The organism is Intrasporangium sp., from assembly GCF_030452765.1.
Classification (GTDB): domain Bacteria; phylum Actinomycetota; class Actinomycetes; order Actinomycetales; family Dermatophilaceae; genus Intrasporangium_A.
On record NZ_JAKDLO010000257.1, the window covers coordinates 1 to 4,969 of the forward strand.

Consider the following 4,969-nt stretch of genomic DNA (forward strand, 5'->3'; position numbering starts at 1 on the left):
GGTCCAACCGTACCCCTCCTCCCACCGCACGAGCTGCCCCGCCGCTCGCTGCGCGAACCCGGCGAGGCCGTACTCCTGCAGGAACCGTGCCCAGAGCACGGCGACCGCGTCCGACACGACGAACCTGGCTGCCTCGATGGGGTCCTCCGACCGGAACAGGTCGTATCTCTTCGTTTCGCACGCCAGGTCGATGAGGGCTTCCATCGCCTCGCCCGCGCTCGCGACGTCCGCACCGGCCAGGGCATCACGCGACTGGTCCGCCAGCCGCCGGAACGTGAAGCGCCAGCGGGATCGCTCCTTCGGCGACACCCGCCGGTCGCCACCGAGGTAGGCGCCCGACTGGGCCAGGGTGACGAACTCCAGTACGTCGTCGAGGACCTCGTCGGCATCGGGCGGCGCCGCCGCAGCGACCTTGCGGATCGCCTCGACGCGGGGATCGATCACGGACTCGATCCGTTCCCGCATCGGCGCAGAGCCGCGCCAGTAGAGCGTCCACAGGGCCGTCTTGAGCCCTGCCTCGTCCAGCCCAGCCAGCTTGCCGAAGAACTGCTTCTTGTCCAGTCGCTTGTCCGCCACGGAGCGAGGCTACTTGACCCTGGATGCTCGCCTCCATACCGGTTCGTTCAGCCGGTCCGGACGCGAGCGCGCCTGCATTGGAAGCCAGCTCAGCGACATACCCGTGATGCATGTCGCTGAGCCGGGTCAGCCTCGAGCGGCCACTCCCTGACCGGCCGGCACGCGGGGCCGGTGCGCTCACCTCGCGGTGGACCACTTGGAGCCCTGTCGCCCTCCTCTCGCGATGCGGTGTGGCTCCGGGGATCGAAGCCTCGAACGGCCCCAACCCGGAGTGCGGGTCTTCGCGCTACCGACGCGATCGAGTGCTACGGGATGACGACTGTCTTGATCCCCTCGCCGGAGCGGGCGGCCTCAAATGCCACGGCCCAGTCGTTCAGGGGCACTCGCCGGGTCACCAATGGCTCCAGGCGCACTGCTCCGTCGGTGATCAGCGTCATCGCACGACGCCATGACGCCGGGGTCGAGGCGAAGCCGCTGCTGACGACCAGTTCCTTGTACAGGACAAGGTCGAACGGTAGCGCTACCTCACGTCCGAATATGCCGACCTGCACGTACCGCGCCCCGCGGCGCGCCGCGTGCATCGCGGCACCCGCGGCGGCGCCGCTACCGGAGCATTCAATGACGACATCGAATGAGTTCTCCTCCGCGGGTGCTGCGGTCGTGTTCATGCCGAGACCTGCGGCGACGTCGAGCCGTTCACGGTCTTGTGCAAGCCCGGCCACCGTCACGGACCCTCCACACGCGACCGCCACCTGCGCGGCCAACTGTCCCATTGCGCCGGGTCCGGTGACCAGGACCCGGTCGCCGGCATCGACCACCGAAGGGTCCATGAGGCACTGGGTGACACAGGCCAAGGGTTCAGCGAGCGCGCCCTCGACGCTGCCGACGGCACCCGGCAGCACATGCAGGTTCAGTTGTGGCACGACCAGGAATGGCGCAAATCCACCATTCTCGAACGAGCCGATGGACCGTCGCCGCGGGCACAGGTTGATCCGGCCGGTCCGGCACCAGTCACACCTGCCACAGGTCGAGTAGTAGGTCTCAAGCACGACACGGGCGCCAACCAGCGCGGCGTCCCCGCCGCGGCCGACGGCATCGACGACGCCGGAGACCTCGTGCCCCATCACCACCGGCGGCTCGCACGCATACTCGTCGCGGGCAATATGCAAGTCGGTGCCGCAGATGCCGGTCGCCGCCACCCGCACCCGCGCCATCGCCTCCCCGGGCTTGGGAATCGACACCGATCCGAGCCGGACACCGTCCTGACCCGGGCCGGTCTTGACGACGGCGGTCATCTGAGCCGTGGAGCTCATCCGCCTATCCCTTGGTCGCGCCGGCCGTCAGGCCCGACACGATGTATCTCTGAGCGAAAAGCGCGATCACGATGATCGGCATGGTCATGATCGTCGAGGCGGCCATGATCGCACCCCAGTCGATGCTCGCGTACGAGACGAAGTCGAACACGGCCACCGGCAGCGTCTTGGTGTTGGCGCCGGTCAGCACCAGCGCGAACATGAAGTTGTTCCACGAGAAGATGAACGACAAGATCGCAGCGGTGGCGATCCCGGGCACCGACAGCGGGAGCAGAATCCGCCAGAACGCGCCGATGTGCGTGAGCCCGTCGACCAGGCCGGCTTCTTCCAGCTCCATGGGCATCGAGTCGAAGAACGACATCATGATGTACACGCTCACCGGGATCAGGATGAACATGTGCGAGAGGATCATCACACCGTAACTGCCGACCCAGCCCAGGTTCGCGAAGACGAAGTACCAAGGCACCAACAAGCTGATGCCGGGGATGATCCGCGCCAACAGCACCACCAGGGCCGACTTCTGCATGTTGAACCGGCTCATCGCATAGGCGGCGGGCACTCCGAGGATCAGCGAGATCAGCACCGCCCAGAGCGCGATCCAGAAGCTGTTGAACACGAAGTCGAGATACGCGTCGTTACCGAACACGTTCGCGTAGTTGTCCAGAATGGGCGCGAGACGGAACGGATGGCTGGTGTCCTGGATGTCGACGTTGCTCTTGAACGATGCCATCACCATCCACAGCAGTGGACCGAGGAACGTGACGACCACGAGCACGAGCATCACGACACGGAACGTGCGATACCCCCCGCCCCCCCCGCGGCGGCGGCGCGGGGGGGTGGGGCGGGCCCGAGCGGGGCAAGCCGGGAAGGGGTCTCCTTACGGCGGAGAGTGAGCAACCACATCGAGATCAGCACCATGAGGAAGAACAGGATCAGCACGGCCGAGGCCAGCCCGAAGTTGTTGTACTGGAAGCTCAAGGTGTACGCGTAGATGTTGAGGGTCTCCGCCTCGTGGAAGGAGCCGCCCCCCTGCCCCTTGACCGCGTACAGGAGGTCGAAGGTCTTCAACGCGTCGATGGCCCGGAGCATGATCGCCACCAACACCACCGGACGAAGCAGCGGGAGCGTCACATACCAGAACCGCTGCCAGGCGTTCGCACCGTCGATGCGAGCCGCCTCTTGAAGCTCATCCGACAGGGATGTCAGCCCGGCCAGCAGGACAATGGCGATCATCGGGGTGAACTCCCAGACATCCACGAAGATCAGGGTCGGAAGCGCTGTCTCAGGGCTGGAGAACCACGGCTGGGGAGGTATGCCGATCCAGCCCAGCATCTGGTTGGCGAATCCGATGTTCGGGTCGAAGATCAGCCGCCACATCATCGCGATCGCCACGGGCGTTGCCACGAACGGGAGGAGCACGATGACGCGTACCAGGGCCTGCGTCTTGAATGGCCGCCACAGCAGGAGCGCGATGGCCATGCCCGCTGCCAGTTCGAAGGCGAGCGCGGCGAGGGTGAAGACCAGGGTACGCACGACTGCCGGCCAGAATCGCGTGGTGTCGGTGAGCGCGGTCGCGTAGTTCTCCAGACCGACGAAGTCGAACGGCGCACGGACCGAGCCGAACGAGTTCGTGAAGCTCAGATAGAGGGTCCAGCCGATCGGGAAGGCGATCAGCAGGACGGTGAAGGCGATGGCCGGAGAGGAGAACAGCCACTTGCGATGGTCGTTCGCCCAACGCGAGAGTCGTTCTGCCAGCGCGGGCCTGTCGGGTGCGGTGACGGTCATGGTGCACTTCGCATTCGAGGTCAGCTGGCGATGCGGCGATCCGGGTGCCGGTGGCGTCCCGGCCATCGGCCGGAACGCCACCGGGCGTGATTGGCTACTTGTCCTCGGAGTCCAGGACCTGCTGGAACTGTTGGCTGGCCTGATCTGCGGCCGCGTTCGAGTCGCCGCCGGTGATGGCCACCACGATCGGCTTGCCGACGATCTCACGAACCTGGGCCACATTGATCACGAGCGGGCGGTCGTGGCCGATGCCGTTCTTCGCGTTCTCGGCGATGGCCTTGGCCAGCTCAGGCGGGAACTCGGCAGTCGCCTCCGGGTTGGCCCAGACCGAGGTGCGGGCGCTGGGCGTGCCCTCCTTCTGCATCTCCAGAGTCATGCTGGGGCTGGTGGCCCACTTGATGAACTTCCAGGCGTTGTCCTGGTTCTTCGAGTTCGAGTTGATCCCAAGGGCCCACGCGGCGACGTTGTACGGCTTGGAACCGGCCGGCCCAGCCGGGAACGGAGCGAAGCCGACCTGGTCGCTGACCTTCGACTTGTCCGGGTTGGTGAGATTCTCGTACAGGCTGGACGCGTCTGTCTCAAACGCCGCCTTGCCCTGCTGGAAGATGGCCATGGCCTCGGGCCAGCTCATGTCGGTGGTGATCTGAGCGGGACCATAGTTGCGCAGGAGGCCACCGTAGAAGGCGTACGCCTTCTTGGCGGCATCCGACGAAATCGTCGACTTGCCGTCGCTGTCGGTCCACTCCCCGCCGAAGCTGTACAGGAACCCGGAGAACTGGGTGACCGCTGCCGACGCCTGCGAACGCGACACGAAGCCGGCCACGCCCGGGTTCTGCTCGGAGATCTTCTTGGCTGCCGCCTGCAACTCGTCCATCGTGCTCGGGACCTCGAGCCCGGCCTTGGCCAGGAGGTCCTTGCGGTAGTAGAGGATCTCGTTCTCGGTGATGATGGGGACGCCGACGACCTTGTCCTTGTACGTGGTGATGCTCACGGGCCCTGGCTGGAAGTCTTTCCAGTTCCAGTCGGCGTCGTTGCTGACCAAGGAGGTGAGGTCGGCGAAGTAGTGGCTCACGGCAAACAGCTTCCCGACCTGCAGGGGTCGGTACATCATGACGTCGACGTCGCTTGAGCCGGCGTTGAGCTTGACCTTGTAGCTGTCGGCGAGCTGGTCCTCGCTGAGCTGGTTGACGGTGACCTTGATCCCGCTCTCCTTCTCGAAGTCGGGGATCTTCTTCTTGATCGCCTCGGTCCACACGTGGTTGGCGAGCGTGACGTTCAGGGTCTTGGACTCGGTG

At 65.6% G+C, this 4,969-nt stretch carries 5 protein-coding genes; all 5 read right to left on the bottom strand.

Annotated features, from left to right (window positions below; genetic code table 11):
• Positions 1 to 576: hypothetical protein (locus L0H79_RS20730; protein WP_301486534.1), on the bottom strand; the 576-nt coding region annotated here is incomplete at its 3' end.
• A 305-nt stretch (positions 577 to 881) separates the two neighbouring features.
• Positions 882 to 1,790 (bottom strand): zinc-binding dehydrogenase, encoded by a 909-nt coding sequence (locus tag L0H79_RS20735; protein ID WP_301486535.1) that lies wholly within the window; start codon positions 1,788 to 1,790, stop codon positions 882 to 884.
• A 103-nt stretch (positions 1,791 to 1,893) separates the two neighbouring features.
• Positions 1,894 to 2,670, bottom strand: coding sequence for a carbohydrate ABC transporter permease (locus L0H79_RS20740; protein WP_301486538.1), 777 nt, complete (start codon positions 2,668 to 2,670; stop codon positions 1,894 to 1,896).
• The gene (locus L0H79_RS20745; protein WP_301486536.1) at positions 2,670 to 3,674 is read right to left on the bottom strand and encodes a carbohydrate ABC transporter permease; all 1,005 of its coding nucleotides are present in this window, start codon (positions 3,672 to 3,674) and stop codon (positions 2,670 to 2,672) included. The genes L0H79_RS20740 and L0H79_RS20745 overlap by 1 nt, the downstream gene beginning before the upstream one ends.
• Before the next feature lie 94 nt (positions 3,675 to 3,768).
• A partial coding sequence (locus L0H79_RS20750; protein WP_301486537.1) for a sugar ABC transporter substrate-binding protein occupies positions 3,769 to 4,969 on the bottom strand: 1,201 nt, incomplete at its 5' end.